Source organism: Vibrio sp. 10N.261.54.E10, assembly GCF_002877735.2.
Lineage (GTDB): Bacteria > Pseudomonadota > Gammaproteobacteria > Enterobacterales > Vibrionaceae > Vibrio > Vibrio crassostreae_C.
Map to the genome: position 1 here is coordinate 652,370 of NZ_MCXE02000002.1, position 15,238 is coordinate 667,607.

Genomic DNA, 15,238 nt, shown 5'->3' on the forward strand with positions numbered 1-15,238 from the left:
TGTCTGGTTTTTATAGCGATGTGGTTTGACAATCATGATGGTGATTATTAGAATCAAAACAAATCAAAAGTAATCATTAAATTGTCACAACGACAAAAAGAGTGATAAATATGAATGAAGTACAAAGACATAACGGCATCTTGTCGCTGTTAGAAGATATGCAGACAATCAACGTCTCTCATATTATTGATAAATTTAGCGTTTCTCCTGCTACTGCTAGGCGCGATATCGCTAAGTTAGATGAAGTTGGCCGACTTAGAAAAATTCGAAATGGTGCGGAACGAGTAGAAACTCAGAAGAGAAAGTGGTCACCACTGAATATCAACAGCACTGAGTTCTATGAAGAGAAATCAGAGATTGCTCAAGCAGCTGCAGGGCTTTGTCAGGCTGGCGATACAGTCGTGATCAACTGTGGTTCGACGGCTTTCCTACTCGGTCAGCAATTATGTGGCGATGACGTTCAAATCGTAACGAACTACTTTCCACTCGCAAGCTACTTGATCAACGAAGATCATGACGATGTCATCATCATTGGTGGTCAATACAACAAAGCGCAGAACATCTTTCTAAACCCTGCCCCTAATTCATTAGGCGGCTATGCGGGAAACTGGATGTTCACCTCAGGTAAAGGCTTAACCGATGCCGGGCTGTACAAAGCCGACATGTTAACGGCCGTAGCCGAACAACAAATGCTCGAACAGGTCGATAAGCTTGTCGTCGTGGTCGATAGCTCAAAAGTTGGACAACGTACCGGAATGCTCTTTTGCAGCACCAAGCAAATAGACATCGTCATCACCGGTAAAGACGCCAATCCCGAAGTCGTAAAACTGATTGAAGCTCAAGGGACGCAAGTCATCCTAGTTTAAATCGCAGGGCTAACTAGCCCACCAATAATAATAAATTTAGCTCAGTGCCTTAATCCAAATTAAGGCGCTCGGCTCCCTACATCCAAAATTAATCAAATTATTGAAATAAAAGGTATTATCATGAGCAATGTAAACGAAATCACTCGCGAGTCTTGGATCCTAAATACATTCCCTGAGTGGGGCACATGGTTAAATGAAGAGATTGAACAAACAGTTGTGCAACCGGGTACCTTTTCTATGTGGTGGCTGGGTTGTACAGGTATTTGGCTAAAATCAGAAGAAGGTGCAAACCTATCAATGGACTTCTGGTGTGGTACTGGTAAAAAAACACAAGCCGTTCAAAAAATGAAAAACCAGCACCAAATGATGCGTATGGGCGGTGTGGAAGCACTTCAACCAAACCTACGTACCGCGATCTTCCCATTGGACCCTTTCGCTATCAAAGAGATCGATGCAGTTATGGCATCTCATGACCACGGCGACCACATTGATATCAACGTTGCAGCGGCAGTTCTACAAAACTGCGGCGACCACGTTAAATTCATTGGCCCTAAAGCGTGTGTTGATTTATGGATGAAATGGGGTGTGCCAGAAGATCGTTGTGTTATTGCTAAAGTTGGCGACGAGATCAAAATCAAAGACGTGAACATCAAGGTTCTTGACGCATTCGACCGTACAGCTCTAGTGACACTTCCTGAAGGAACATCTTCCCTAGACAAAGAAATTCTAGACGGAATGGACGACCGTGCAGTGAACTACCTAGTAGAAACAACAGGCGGTTCAGTTTACCACTCTGGTGATTCTCACTACTCAAACTACTATGCTAAACACGGTAATGACCACAAGATCGACGTTGCACTGCTTTCTTACGGTGAGAACCCACGTGGCGTAACAGACAAAATGACATCTTCAGACATTCTTCGTGCTGCTGAGTCTTTGAACTGTGAAGTAGTTGTTCCGTTCCACCACGACATTTGGGCTAACTTCCAAAATGACCCGCGTGAAATCGAAATGCTGTGGAACATGAAGAAAGAACGTCTTCAATACGGCTTCGCACCTTTCTTCTGGCAAGTTGGTGGTAAATACACATACCCAACAGATAAAGGCCGCATGCACTACCAGCACTTCCGTGGCTTTGCAGACATCTTCACAAATGACCCAGAACTGCCATACCGCGCATTCTTGTAAACATTAAGAAAAGCACTAACTAGGGAGCAATGCGCTCCCTTTTTTTATCATCGAATAAGGATGTTGATATGGTATTACGTGAGTTCAAAAAGCATTTCAGTCATGGCGACCTGAAAGCAGCAATTGGTGTCGTATCACCCGGCGCCAATGGTTATTACTTAATGGTCAAAAGTCATAAGTGGGGAGTAAACAGCTTTCTTGAATCCGACAGAAAAATGCAACCCAGAGTATTCAAGACTCAACAAGCTTTGTTGAACGCCGCTAAAGCGATCGGCTTTCCTTACCACTCGATCGATATCCAACATCTCTAACCGCTCATATTCCGATTAAATTAAGATCGGAGAGAGCCGTTATTCCAGCGGAACAAGCAAACCATTCGCCTAGCGAATAAAAGAAAACAGAAAGCATTTATTAATCCACTCGACAAAAATAATTCTTACAATTAAGCGTTTATATTCATTAATAATATTGGCGGCGGGCGGCATAATAGCCGCGAATCCTTCTAACGAGTTTGGTTATGTTCTACAAGCGTCTTTTGGTATTGGCTTTACCGCTTACTTTTGTGTTTCCCATCCATGCTGAAACGTTTGGTGAGCGAATGGCGCGTATCGAACAAGAGAATGTACTGGCGAAAACCATGAGTGAAGAACAAGTTGAGTTGATACAAAAAGTCGTACAGACCAATCACTGCGCTAAAGTGGCGTTAACCCATCACCAACGCATTTTGGGCCAATATAAGGTTGAGACATCTTCTTCTGAGTTATTTGTAAAATGGCGTCAACTCGGTAAGCAGTTAGACGCTCAATACGAGACAGATTACCCCGGCTACCCTAAGCACGCTTTTCAAGAATATCCTGCGGCTTCAAGCAAAGTCGATGGCTACCTTTTTGCTCTAATCGACAATGGTTTAAACGAGCAATCGTGGATCGCCAAAGAATTTAAGCAGTGTAAAAAGAATAAGCTCATATCCCGAACCTAAGCTCTAGTCTGCTCTGGTTCGAGAGTGCTCACTCGCATTAGTTCTAATAAAGTAAGAACAGCCCTTCATAACCGCCAATTTCTATTTCACTCACATAGTCACCAACGTTACCGTTAGCATCAACAGGTTTCATTGGAACATCCAGCGCGATGGTGAGTTTTGCCGCGTCATAAAAGCTCGGATTCTTACCGTGGAAATCCGTGCGATACAACACACGACCATTGCTGAACTCTCTCGCTAACACCATGTCCTCAGGGCCACCAGCAACCACCTGATTTTCAGATTGATACATAAAGTACGTGAACGTCGGTAGAACGTGAGTGATACCATTGGGCAGATCAGCATGCACCATTTCGTTCATCGAGGAATCGCCAACGATGGTGTAGTCAGCAGGCTGAGGTGTCGTTGTCGAAAGCATCAAAGGAATCGGCGCAAAGCCATGTGGGATTTGATGACTCGGCTCTCCCAAATCAACAGCCAATAACGAACTGGGTTGGTAGGCGATGTTTTTAGGGACACCACTTTGCCAGAAAGTGTCAGCCGTCGTATTGCCACTTCCATAGACGTAACCATTGTTCCACTGATTAAAGTAGCTATGTTGAGCGTGTCGATTGAGGTGGTAGATCGCTAGGGTCGAGTATTGGTCTTGCTTCCAATTATCTTCACTATTTCCAAGATACTGAACTCGCCCATAACGCGTTGTCGCCTGAAAAATAACACTTTGCCCATTGTAGGCGAGCGCAGAATTATCCCAGAATTTTGAGATCCCCGAGTAACCACTAAACCCAGTAGACGGAAAAATGTAGTGCTCGCGTAAATACAGAGAGCCCGCCTCGCTAAGATGAGACTGTCCATTTCGACCCAGTAAGTTCGCGGTTCCGATATTCAACCCAATCGACGCATCACTTTCTAAAGCAGAAAGATTTTTGAGAAACGCTGAAAATTGTTGCTTGTAGAGATCATCCGCTTGATTCGAACCCGCAACAGCTCCTAACTCTTGAACATGCCCGCCAGAGTGAACATAGAACTGGTTCGAGCCAATGAGTTTATTTGTGTCGTCGTTGTACGCACCATTCAAACCTTGTCTTGCCCAGCTTTGCTTGTAGTAGCGATGAATAGCAGATAGATAATCCGCGTTTGCGACGTTCGTTAGCGACCAAGATGAGTTAGCGCTCCACATTCGACCAAATGGCACCACTCTTGATTCCCAACGAAAACGTGCTGTCGCGTTCTTATTGGTTCGATTTCGATACTCGCTTGGCGACAAGTAGTTATCACCATCTAGGTCTGCAGACACATCAAAACCACGGATTTTTCGCCATTGGCTGATAGCATTGCCGTCCGGGGTTGAAGTCGGAGCATCGGTTAACTTGACGGTTGGAAAACTGTTTTTGAGTTTTACTTCTTTTAAACGCGGCCTGTCGTCGGCATTCTCACTTTGCCAACGAACTCTCACAACGTATAAGCGCCCACCATCTCTCAAAAAGGTTGAACCAAAATACTGGCCGCCGCCATAACTCGCACCGCTCCCATCATGAGTTGTAGCTCTTAACCAGTTATCCGGAAGGTTCCAGATCACCGATTGGTTTTTGGTCATATTGAGCGTTTTGTCTTTCTTTACATCAAGCCTTTCCCATTGTGAAACCCTACCCTGAGAATCAATAGCAGTTGGGTATTCAATCCAAAATTCACCGCTGCCAGCAAACTGTGAGAACTTAAAGGTCAGCCGTTCGAACTGTTCAGCATGATAGACATACAAAGCCCCACCCTGTTCGAAATTCTCAAACACATCGGCATCCCACGGAGGCTCTTGATACAACCAAAAACCAGCATGGTCTTCACTGGCTGTATAACCCAAGATCATAGGTTTTCGGTTTAAAAGGGTCTTTTCGCCATGAGTTTTATCAACTTCGGCAATGACAGTATCTTCAGAAAAGTGCAGGAAATAGTCTTCGAAATTGAGGCCTTCTAACTCAGCTTGGTTACGGAGATCATTCTCCAACCAACCCGAGTTCATCGCCATGACTTGGTTGTACATATAACCAATTGTCGTGGCCCGCTCATTGTCGGCTTTGTCGGCATAAGCTCCGAACACAATGTCACTGTTGGTAATTTCCCAATCAATGACAGCATTCGCAGATAGTGGGGAGCCCGAAAGATCAACACCCGCTTCATGTTGCCCTGGCAGCACAACTGCTGTACCAACAGCAAAAGCGTAGCCAGCGATTAAACATGACGGTATGAGTGCGAGCAGCCCAGAAATGTAGGTTTTCATGATTCAAATTTCCTAATCGATACTGTCATGCCTTAAATCACAAGACGAAAAGTCAGCCAACTTACGTGTCAATTTAGGAATCAAAATACGAAAAAAGTATCGACTACATGGCTCTATTGTTCAAGTGCTCGTCTGTCTTGTTTCATCGGTGGCAAGTAAAACGAGCAAATGCCGATTCAAAATCAATGCATTAAGGAAAATATAAGTTTTTGTGATTTTAATTTTATTTGGAAACCAAGTATCTCCGGCTAACGAGAAATCAGCTCAGATTTTCTCAAAATGAGAATAATACGGTTTGGAAGATGAGAAGTTATCAGAGCCTAGAACTCAGAATAGGACTTGGATTTGCTGTATCGAATCTCAGTTTGAGCGCCACACTATTGAAACTCAATTTGGATAGGCTGTCTAAACAAGAACGATGACAACGCACCTTAAAGCCTCTTGTTCCACTTCCCTTGGTGGTCACGGTCGCAATTTTCTTGTGTATCGTAACTAACATGCTTATCGATATTCTTCAGTTGAATCCCAACTTGATTGAACGCGTGTTGGATAGCCCCAGAGGCACTCTGTTGACCTTCGCCACTTAAGAAGTTCGTTCTATCCTGATTGGTATCGAATACACAGACAATTTTCAAACTTTGCGGAAAAGATGAGAAGTTGACCGAGTGAGTCACCCATAAAAAACCATCGAAGCCTTTCAGCGTGTCTTCACAAACGTCAGTTAACACGTCTCTGATTTGATTCTCGATTTTCTTATCTGATTTACGCATGCGGCAAAGGTCCTATTTAACACCCTAAAAAATAAGGTTTTTCGGTCAGTTTCGTACTACCTGATATTGGACACTGTGGCGGTTTCAAATGCAAAGTATTTATTGGGGAGAGTCGACTGGAAGATATAGAGGAAACGCCTCATGTTTGATCGCTTACGAGGCAATCATACATGAGGCGAATATAGAATTTACGACGATGTTAGCTCGCCGCTTGTTCCCAATCAGTCAGTAACTTCATGATCACGCGAGAGTCTTGGTGGGTTGCCATTGGCTCATCAAGCGCTTGCCAAGATCAGAGGGCGTGGTGTTATGGACGATCATCTCATCACATTGGTTGAACACCATGAAGTGTTTTAGTTCATCGCATAAAGCATGAACCAACAACTCATGGTTTTTAATTCGCTCTTCCACAACCAAGTTACGGATATTGAGCAAACCACTCTTCCTGTCGACCTTGCAATCCATTCGTGCCACCAGCTCACCTTGCCACAGAATCGGTAAGCTAAAATAACCAAACTGACGCTTGGCCTCTGGAACATAGCATTCTAGGAGGTAATCAAAGTTGAACAATGATTGCATTCGCTTTCGTTGAATCAGCAGGTTATCAAACGGAGACAGTATCTTAAGCTTGGTTCTGGAAAGAGGTTGATTCAGCAGTTCAAAAGCACCTGGCAGGACATAGTAATCAGAGCCTTGAATATCTACTTTCAGAACCTGCTTATCTTCAAGCATCTGTTGGAGTGCTCTCTGAATCAAAGGCTTTGTGTTCTTGAGTAGGTAGCTCATTTCCGACGCTATTCCAACTCCGTTAGCCTCTAAATAACGTGTTATCAGATGCTCGATGTACTCTTGTTCTGTCGGCTCAGAGGTATCAATTCCGCTCGGTAAAACTCGCTCGGTTAGGTCATACACCTTATGAAAGTTAACTCGGCTTGGCACCATTAAGTCGCCTTGCATGAACAATGTTTCTAATGCTTGCTTGGCCGGTTTACCGCCCCAACCGCCGGGGTTTGGCCTATCCCCTTCAAAATCTTTCGCCATCAACGGCCCTTCATTCTCAATACGTTTGAGAACATGAGCCATCAGTGCGTCATTCTTTTTATACCAATGCTTGAGCTTACCGCTCGCAAAGCCATTCTTGCGGTGTAGGCTGAATCGGAAGTCACGCATGGGTAAATACGCGGCGGCATGCGACCAATACTCAAATACTTCTCGACGCTCTAACAGCTTATCAAGATGGTTCAGTTGGTAATCTTGATTGCGATTCCAAAGCGTGTGGTGGTGAGCTCGCTGAATCACAGAGATGGTATCAATTTGCACATAGCCAAGGTTTTCAATCGCAGACAACGTGTTCGCCAAAGCGCCCCCATTGCGTTGCTTTTTAGGTGGCAACTTCTTAGGCGGCAGCTTTTGCGAAAGCAATACCAGTTTTTGCGCTTGAGCGAGTGACAGTGATTCCATGAAATTCAGACTCTAATTGATAGCAATGATCCGTTTATGATTCAGCAATAAGCTCTTGAAGAATCTGCTTGTAGGTTTCTACCGTCTGCGCGCCCGTTACTGCACTCTTACGGTTGAACACCACAGCAGGAACCGCAGAGATCCCCATGCGTTGCCATTCAAACTCTTGCGCTTCAATTTGCTTCAAGTTGTCGGTGTTCTTTAGGCGCTTCAGTGCCTTCGTTGAGTCTAAGCCAACCGCTTCAAGCTCTTGTGCAATGACTTCAAGATCGGACAGGTCTTTTTGCTCTGTGAAGTGAGCAGCAAAGAAGCGTAGCTTTAACTCAGTCTGTTTGCCGTGCGCTAGTGCAAAATCGAGAAGTACATGTAGATGACGTGAATTGACCATTCTCATACTGTCATAGAAATTGAAATCGAAACCAACCGCTTGGCCGCGAGCCGAAAGCTGTTCTCGTGAACGTTGGCTCTCTTCTGCGCTAGAACCGTATTTTCTCATGATATGGGCACGCAGGTTTTCGCCCTCTTGCGGCATGTCAGGGTTAAGCTCAAACGGCTGCCATTCAAGTTCAATCTGGTCTTCTAAACCAAGTTCCGCAACGGCTAGCTCTAAGTTTTTGTAACCGACTACGCACCACGGGCACATTACGTCAGAAATAATATCGAGTTGAAGTTTCTTGCTCATCGTCATTCCAAATATAGTTGATAAGGCATGTCTACAGTAAAAGCAGGCATCCAATTTATCTTCAGACTACAACAACCTGAACAATCGTTCAAATTCAACTAATACCAATCACAGCACCTGTAGCCAACAAAAAAGCCAACTCATTTTCACGAGTTGGCTTTGATAAAAATCGAATCTAGCTTAAGAGCGTTACGCTAGCAACTTCTCAAGTACTTGGAACACACCCGCGTCAACGTTACTTGGCGCGCCAAAACGCGCGATCTCTTTTAACTTTGGATGCGCGTTTTCCATCGCGTAAGAGTGGTAGCTCTCTTTAAGCATTTCCAAGTCATTTAGGTAATCACCAAAGCTCATGGTCTGCTCGTAAGTGAAACCTAATGTGTTCTGTAGATGTTTAATCGCCGCACCTTTTGACGCTTCAGCGTTCATCACATCTAACCAAATTTTTGCGCTTACAACCACTTGGTAGTTCTCACCGAATTTGGCATCAATAGTTGGGTTCACTTTCTCTTGTGAACCGTCGAAGTGACAGATAGCCACCTTGATGAAATCGTCTTCTACCGCCAGTAAGTCTTCTACTTGCTCACGGCGATGGTAGTACTTAGAGATCTCCGCCAGAGCACGCTCATCTTTGGTTTCGATGTATGCCGATTTCTTACCGCATAGCACCACATGCGCGCCTTCAATAGCTCGAGCTTCTTTAATGATCTCTTTAATGGCATCGGTATCAAGCAAGCAGCTGTAAAGTTCTTGGCCTTTGTGCATCACTAATGTGCCGTTTTCAGCAATAAACATCATGCGATCTTTAAGCGGGGAAAATGTTTCTAGCAAGCTGTAATACTGGCGGCCAGACGCGGCAGCAAAAATAATATCTTGCGCTTCTAAGCGCTCATAAAGATTGAAAAACTCAGGGTCGAGCTTTCCATGCTCATCGAGTAAGGTGCCATCCATATCAGTCGCGATAAATTTGATGTTTTGTTGGGGCATGTCGGGCGTACCTATTATTGGATTATGATCATTCGTTATCTTGAGTAACGGTTCTGGGTTCGATTATATCGCTAGAGTCGCTGGTGAATACAATGCTTATTTTACCGCCTGTCAGTCACTGTTTCACATCTTTCCAAGGCAAACGCTAACAGAAGCGCATTCCAGTTTGAAGGGTTAAGTCCTACATACAAGATGTGCGTTAGATCACACTCCACTATATTCTTTCCCGTCTCTCCATCACTTTATTCCGACCACAGTCATTATGATTTTAGCTATTATTACGACCTTGCTTTGCATCGTTACCGTCAAGTTTCTAATCACACTTGCGAACTTAGAGCGCCATCGTATTCACATTGAACCTAAAATATCGTTCAAAAGAACTGAGTGGCCGACTGTTTCCGTCATTATTCCTGCGCGAAATGAAGAAGACAATATTGAAATCAGCCTTGGCTCTCTATTGAAGCAGAGCTACCCAAAAGACAAGTTTGAAGTCATTGTTGTTGATGACTTTTCTACTGACTCAACCCGTGCAAAAGTAGAAGCATTGATCAGTAAGTTCGACGTTAACGCGCGCTGTATTTCAGGTAGAACGTTACCGACCGGATGGCTTGGTAAGAGCAATGCATGTATGGCTGGCGCACTCAACGCGAGCGGTGAATATGTGTATTTCATTGATGCAGATACCGATTCAGCACCCGCGATGCTACAGAGCGTTATCGACTTTGCTATCCAACAAAAAACTGATCTCTTATCGTTTAATCCAAAACAAACTTTTGCGTCTGTGGCAGAAAAAGCGACCTTGCCGGGCATCTTTCTATCGATCGCATCTTATATGAACTTTAAAAACTCGAACGACATGACTAAGGAAGAAGCGATTGCTAACGGTCAGGCGATGTTGTTTACCCGAAAATCCTACGACGCAGTCGGTGGACACGCCGCAGTAGCAAACGCGATATCGGAAGACATCGCCTTTGCAAAAGTCATGAAGGTCAATGGATTTAAGATTTTCTGGGCATTTGCAGACAAACTAATGAGTACGCACATGTATTCAGACTTCAACTCAATCTGGGCTGGCTTTTCCAAAAACATGAATCTTATTGTGAATTGTCAATCGCAAGCACAAGCTTTAAAAGTCTTCATCAAAGCCAACATCATCGCATGGGCGGGACCGCTTTTGATGCTGGTATCGGCGAACGCCTTCATCAGTGACATGTCTGCCATTCATGCTTATTCGCTCATTGTCAGCTCTGTGATGCTCTTGGTGTCGATCGTCACCTACTTCATTTTGGTTAAGGAACTGTTTGTTCCCGCAAAATTTGCGTTAACCGTACCCTTCGGTATTTGTGTTCAAAGCCTACTCGTGCTGAACAGTTACCGCTTATCTAAAACCAATAAAATCAGCTGGAAAGGGCGCTCATTAACATGATGAATAAGATTATTACTTTGCTTCTTCTTGCTTGTTCAGTTTCGGTGTTTGCATCAGACACCGATGGCTGGTCACTGGCACGCGATAAAAAAGGCATCGAGGTTTATAACCGTAAAATTGAAGGCAGTCACTTTAAAGAATTTCGAGCAGAAGGCGACATCAACGCGTCCCTCGCTTCTATTATCGCACTCTTTATCGATACCTCTGTTGGCACGCAATGGGTAGAAAACATCGATGACATGGAAGAAATAGAGCATTTTAGTGCGGCGCACACGATCACCAAAACCTATACCAAGGCACCTTGGCCAGTTGCCGATCGTGAAGCTATCGTAGAGAACGTCATCACTCAAGATCCAGAGACGATGGTTGTCACCATTGATCAGCATGGTAGGCCTGATTACCTGCCAAACAATAATAAAAAAATCATCAGAGTGGCTGAATTAGAGGCGAGTTGGATCCTGACACCAATCGACGAAAACACCACCCATATCTCTTATCGAGTATTGAGTGATCCAGGTGGCGATATTCCGTATTGGCTCATTAACATGGTGGCCGTTTCTCAGCCTTACAACACGCTTCGCGGGTTATCTAAGATGTTGGATTCTGGTGAGTACACCGATCGTCGCCTTGATTTCATCGAGAACTACACGTCACTTTAACAATGCAATGAATACTCTAGAGGTCTATATTGTGAAATTTCCATTCTCTCCAATCGCAGCGATATTGCTTGTAGCATCAAGTTCAGTATTTGCTAATCAAATTATTGTCGATACTAAAGGTGTTGATGAAACACAGTATCACGCCGATCTGTATGAATGTGAGCAATACGCTCAACAAGTGAAGCCTGAAGAGGTCGATTCTCTTGGCAGCGATATTGTCGGTTCAACCGCTAAGGGTGCAGCGCTGGGTGCGGTTGGTGGAGCCGTCTCTGGCGGGAGTGGTCATGATGGTGCAAAAATTGGTGCTGGCATCGGTATTATCAGCGGCGCTTTAAAGCACGGTGCTCAAAAAAGACAATCCGCCGAGCTATCTGAGCAGCAGAAGTTTCAAGTGAATCGTAACTGTATGATCAACCGAGGCTATACCGTTCTTAACTAGCGGATAACCGAGCAAAATGGCGTTTAATCGATGTTCACGCCATTTTGCGTAGCTGAGTCAAAGCAGAGTTCAACCATAGTCCCTGAATCGCCACCTTAAAGTTCGTTCAAATAGACAGTGAGCATTGACCTCTATTTAAAATAGGCTTATCATTAATCGTCTTTTAACGATTAATGAAAGTGAGACGTCAATATGAACTCAACTTGCTCGACATCTGGTGGCTGTTCTCTGCCCATCGAACACGGTGATGCTAAAGCAGAAAAGCAAATGGCCGCACTGGCGAAAGCACTCGCTCACCCAGCAAGAATACGTATATTGAGTATCCTTTCCACGTTAGAAAAATCGGGCGGCTGCTTGAACAGTGATCTGGTGAGTGAATTGGGTTTAGCTCAATCAACGGTATCAGAGCACTTAAGAATATTGAAAGCCTCAGGTTTTATTACGGCTGAGTCGATTCCGCCGAAGATGTGTTACCGCATCGACCGCGACAATATTCAACGCTTCGAATCGATATTTAACAGCATTTTAAAATAGAAGTTCACGCTTGAATGATCGGCTTTGATAGCCTTTACTTTTAAGCGTGTTTTTTTGCCACAACCAATCGTTTTTCGACGATTTACGATATCAACTAAGAGAGATTATCATGAAACCAAAGTTAGGTTTTCTAGATCGCTACTTAACACTGTGGATTTTTATTGCCATGGGCCTTGGTGTACTACTCGGCACCCTATTCCCACAGATCGAACAGTGGAACGATTCAATGTCTGTTGGCACCACTAACATTCCGCTTGCGATTGGCCTTATCTTAATGATGTACCCACCTCTGGCTAAGGTTAACTACAACCTGCTAGGCACTGTGGTAAAAGATAAGAAAGCCATTAAGCTCTCTTTGATCATGAACTGGATCGTTGGTCCAATTCTGATGTTTGTATTGGCACTAACTTTCTTGGGAGACCACCCAGGTTACATGGTTGGGGTGATTCTGATTGGTCTTGCTCGTTGTGTGGCGATGGTTCTGGTTTGGAACGACATCGGCGGCGGTAACAAAGAGTACGGCGCGGCATTGGTTGCTCTAAACAGTGCATTCCAAGTGGTGAGCTACAGCTTTATGGCGTGGTTGTTCATCAGCGTTCTTCCACCAGTATTTGGTTACGAAGGCATGTTGGTTGATATCTCGATGATCGACATTGCACACAGTGTACTTATCTACCTAGGTATCCCATTCCTAGCGGGCTTCCTAAGCCGTAAGATCCTTGTGTCGATGAAAGGCGAGCAGTGGTACAACGACGTATTTATTCCACGCATCTCTCCAATCACACTGATTGCACTACTGGCAACCATCGTTCTGATGTTCAGCCTGAAAGGTGAAATGATTGTTGAACTGCCAATGGACGTTCTATTAATTGCGGTTCCACTGACTATCTACTTCACTGCGATGTTCTTCATCAGTTTCTTCATCGGTAAAAAGATGGGCATCGAGTACGACAAGAACGCATCAATTGCATTTACAGCAACAGGTAACAACTTCGAGCTAGCGATTGCCGTGGCTATCTCAGTATTCGGTATCAACTCAGACCAAGCGTTTGCAGGCGTTATCGGTCCACTGATTGAAGTCCCTGTGCTGATTTACCTTGTGAACGTGGCGCTTAAGATGAAAGACAAGTACTACAACGGTCAGACGGTTAAACCTAGCGTATAGCATCTACGTCTACACCTAGAACTAGAACTAACAAAAAGCAGCATCACTTTGAACAGAAAGGCTCACACGTTAAACGGTGAGCCTTTTCTTTATTCAGTTTCGTCTAATAGGCCTTTCAATGCTTGTTCAAGCCAAAGTAATGCAGGACCTTTTGAGCGTGTTTTAGACAGAACAAGATCAACCGGAGGCGACCAAGTTTTATGGTCAAATGACACATTCACCTCTACCAAGCGCTGTTTAATAAGCTCTTCTTCAACAAGGTGTTTCGGTAAGTATGCCCAACCGATATCGCTACCAAGAATCATCTCTTTAATGACGATAAAGCTGTTTGACCACCATACCTTTCCGGCAATCAGCGGAAACTGATCCATCACCTTACCTTTGTCTCCCCTCAACATTAACTGACGATGCGGGAGTAAGTCAGAGAGTTTCGCCACACCTGTTTTTGCGAGCGCATGACTTGGATGACACACAGCAATAAACGGTAAGTGACCGATAAAGCAAGGCTCAGAACCGACATCAAAAGCCAAGTTAGTAAACATTAATCCAATGTCGGCCCTCTCTTCGATAATTAACGGATTGACCTCTGTCGTGGTACACGCAACCAGTTCCACTTCAGTCGCAGGGAATTGTTGACTGAACTGACTAAGGATCTTAGATAGATTCGGGACCAATAGTGAATCATCTAATGCAATTTTGATGAGCCCCTCTTCACCACTGCCCATCGCACTAACCGTCACATTCAGATCTTCAACCTGAAGCACGATCGCTTTCACCTGTTTAAATAACTGCTCGCCCGCTTTGGTTAGTGAAGGCTTTCGAGTCGAACGATCAAAAAGCTCAACATTAAAATCTATTTCAAGATTACTGATGCCTTGGCTCACCGCCGACTGCACCTTCCCCAAATGACGAGCACTGGCAGAAAATGACCCTAATTCAACGGCATACACAAACATTTTCAGTTGTTCAATGTTGTACATTCGGTGTCTCCCAAAACTTACTATCACTATATGTGATGCTAACTATCTTTATATTATCACTTAAGTAGATATTATTTAGCCAAGTCATTAGCCCATCGGCGGCTATTTAATCGTAAAGAGAGTTAGAAAAATGTCACATAAAGAACGCATGTTGCACATGGTGCTATTTGAAGTGTTCGCACTGATCATGATGGCGGGGTTAGCACTTGCGATGTCGCTAATAGCAATGGCTTGGAACTACGTCTACGACAAAATCTTCGGGGCAGACAGAACAAAACGAACGAAGAAAACCCGAGTTTTACACGGATTGGGGTTTGAACTTGGCTTAATGACAGTGACTCTACCTGTCTTGATGTGGGTTCTACAACTCGATTTCCTAACCGTACTGATCATGGACATCGGCCTAGTTATTTTCTTCGTACTTTACGCGATAGCGTTCAACTGGGCGTATGACTCGGTTCGATATCAATTGGTTGCGAAAGGAAAAGTGGCAGCTCTGGTTTAGAGCGGTAAGTTCGTCTCGTATAACAAGAACATACACCCAAATGAAAACTGCCAAACTACAAAATAGTTGGCAGTTTATTCATTTATGCATATAAGCTCATTTGTTAACTCCCTTGTTACATAGCAAAAACATCACACAGCCCTCCCTAATTAAGTCTAATAATCCGCCACTCACGAAGTAGCATCACAAATCCAAACATAAACTCCTCGTACCAGTTGCGCATTCATTTACATATAGGTAGTTTGAGCGGCTTCGCAACCTATCAATTCGAGCAATGACGTTCATGCGAGCATCTTTTTCGAGCAAAAGTGTTCGGATTAAC

The 15,238-nt window shown here is 44.2% G+C and carries 16 protein-coding genes; 10 read left to right on the forward strand and 6 right to left on the reverse strand.

What is annotated here, in order from left to right:
- The first annotated feature begins 110 nt into the window (after positions 1-110).
- The 4 genes from ulaR (at position 111) to BCU07_RS14035 (ending at position 3,033) form a co-directional block, all read left to right on the forward strand.
- Complete coding sequence (ulaR, locus tag BCU07_RS14020; protein ID WP_017064005.1) at positions 111-866, forward strand: HTH-type transcriptional regulator UlaR; 756 nt, start codon at positions 111-113, stop codon at positions 864-866.
- Positions 867-986: 120 nt separating this feature from the next.
- Entirely contained in the window at positions 987-2,054 is a 1,068-nt protein-coding gene (gene ulaG, locus BCU07_RS14025) for an L-ascorbate 6-phosphate lactonase (protein WP_017060922.1), read from the forward strand.
- 68 nt (positions 2,055-2,122) lie between these two features.
- Positions 2,123-2,365, forward strand: coding sequence for a hypothetical protein (locus tag BCU07_RS14030; protein ID WP_017060923.1), 243 nt, complete (start codon positions 2,123-2,125; stop codon positions 2,363-2,365).
- A gap of 206 nt (positions 2,366-2,571) precedes the next feature.
- Positions 2,572-3,033 carry a hypothetical protein gene (locus BCU07_RS14035; RefSeq protein ID WP_017060924.1) on the forward strand — a complete coding sequence of 154 codons (462 nt, stop codon included), beginning with the start codon at positions 2,572-2,574 and terminating at the stop codon, positions 3,031-3,033.
- Between the two features lie 43 nt (positions 3,034-3,076).
- Here the strand turns inward: BCU07_RS14035 and BCU07_RS14040 are convergent, their stop codons facing one another.
- The 5 genes from BCU07_RS14040 to BCU07_RS14060 all read right to left on the reverse strand — a co-directional run bounded on the left by BCU07_RS14040 (position 3,077) and on the right by BCU07_RS14060 (position 9,208).
- Positions 3,077-5,308: a hypothetical protein gene (locus BCU07_RS14040; RefSeq protein WP_102428461.1), complete on the reverse strand. Its 2,232-nt coding sequence runs from the start codon at positions 5,306-5,308 to the stop codon at positions 3,077-3,079.
- 431 nt (positions 5,309-5,739) lie between these two features.
- Complete coding sequence (locus BCU07_RS14045) at positions 5,740-6,078, reverse strand: Fis family transcriptional regulator (RefSeq protein WP_065675754.1); 339 nt, start codon at positions 6,076-6,078, stop codon at positions 5,740-5,742.
- Positions 6,079-6,318: 240 nt separating this feature from the next.
- On the reverse strand, positions 6,319-7,539 hold the full coding sequence (locus tag BCU07_RS14050; protein WP_102428460.1) for a winged helix-turn-helix domain-containing protein: 1,221 nt from the start codon (positions 7,537-7,539) through the stop codon (positions 6,319-6,321).
- A gap of 34 nt (positions 7,540-7,573) precedes the next feature.
- A complete protein-coding gene (locus BCU07_RS14055; protein ID WP_102428459.1) occupies positions 7,574-8,221 on the reverse strand; it encodes a DsbA family oxidoreductase in 648 nt (215 codons plus the stop codon).
- Between the two features lie 189 nt (positions 8,222-8,410).
- Positions 8,411-9,208: a Cof-type HAD-IIB family hydrolase gene (locus BCU07_RS14060; protein WP_017069716.1), complete on the reverse strand. Its 798-nt coding sequence runs from the start codon at positions 9,206-9,208 to the stop codon at positions 8,411-8,413.
- Positions 9,209-9,470: 262 nt separating this feature from the next.
- Between BCU07_RS14060 and BCU07_RS14065 the strand changes: the two genes are divergently transcribed.
- The 5 genes from BCU07_RS14065 to arsB all read left to right on the forward strand — a co-directional run bounded on the left by BCU07_RS14065 (position 9,471) and on the right by arsB (position 13,431).
- Entirely contained in the window at positions 9,471-10,634 is a 1,164-nt protein-coding gene (locus tag BCU07_RS14065) for a glycosyltransferase (protein ID WP_017064013.1), read from the forward strand.
- Positions 10,631-11,293: an START domain-containing protein gene (locus tag BCU07_RS14070; RefSeq protein WP_102428458.1), complete on the forward strand. Its 663-nt coding sequence runs from the start codon at positions 10,631-10,633 to the stop codon at positions 11,291-11,293. Before BCU07_RS14065 ends, BCU07_RS14070 begins: the two co-directional genes overlap by 4 nt.
- Before the next feature lie 31 nt (positions 11,294-11,324).
- Entirely contained in the window at positions 11,325-11,732 is a 408-nt protein-coding gene (locus BCU07_RS14075) for a glycine zipper family protein (RefSeq protein WP_029235181.1), read from the forward strand.
- Positions 11,733-11,924: 192 nt separating this feature from the next.
- On the forward strand, positions 11,925-12,266 hold the full coding sequence (locus tag BCU07_RS14080) for an ArsR/SmtB family transcription factor (RefSeq protein ID WP_017064015.1): 342 nt from the start codon (positions 11,925-11,927) through the stop codon (positions 12,264-12,266).
- A 109-nt stretch (positions 12,267-12,375) separates the two neighbouring features.
- Positions 12,376-13,431, forward strand: coding sequence for an ACR3 family arsenite efflux transporter (arsB, locus tag BCU07_RS14085; protein ID WP_017065681.1), 1,056 nt, complete (start codon positions 12,376-12,378; stop codon positions 13,429-13,431).
- Positions 13,432-13,520: 89 nt separating this feature from the next.
- Here arsB and BCU07_RS14090 read toward each other — a convergent pair whose 3' ends face one another.
- The gene (locus tag BCU07_RS14090; RefSeq protein WP_017066099.1) at positions 13,521-14,411 is read right to left on the reverse strand and encodes a LysR family transcriptional regulator; all 891 of its coding nucleotides are present in this window, start codon (positions 14,409-14,411) and stop codon (positions 13,521-13,523) included.
- Positions 14,412-14,541: 130 nt separating this feature from the next.
- On the opposite strand from BCU07_RS14090, the gene BCU07_RS14095 reads away from it, so the two are divergent.
- Positions 14,542-14,916 carry a PACE efflux transporter gene (locus BCU07_RS14095; RefSeq protein WP_102428457.1) on the forward strand — a complete coding sequence of 125 codons (375 nt, stop codon included), beginning with the start codon at positions 14,542-14,544 and terminating at the stop codon, positions 14,914-14,916.
- Positions 14,917-15,238: the final 322 nt, after the last annotated feature.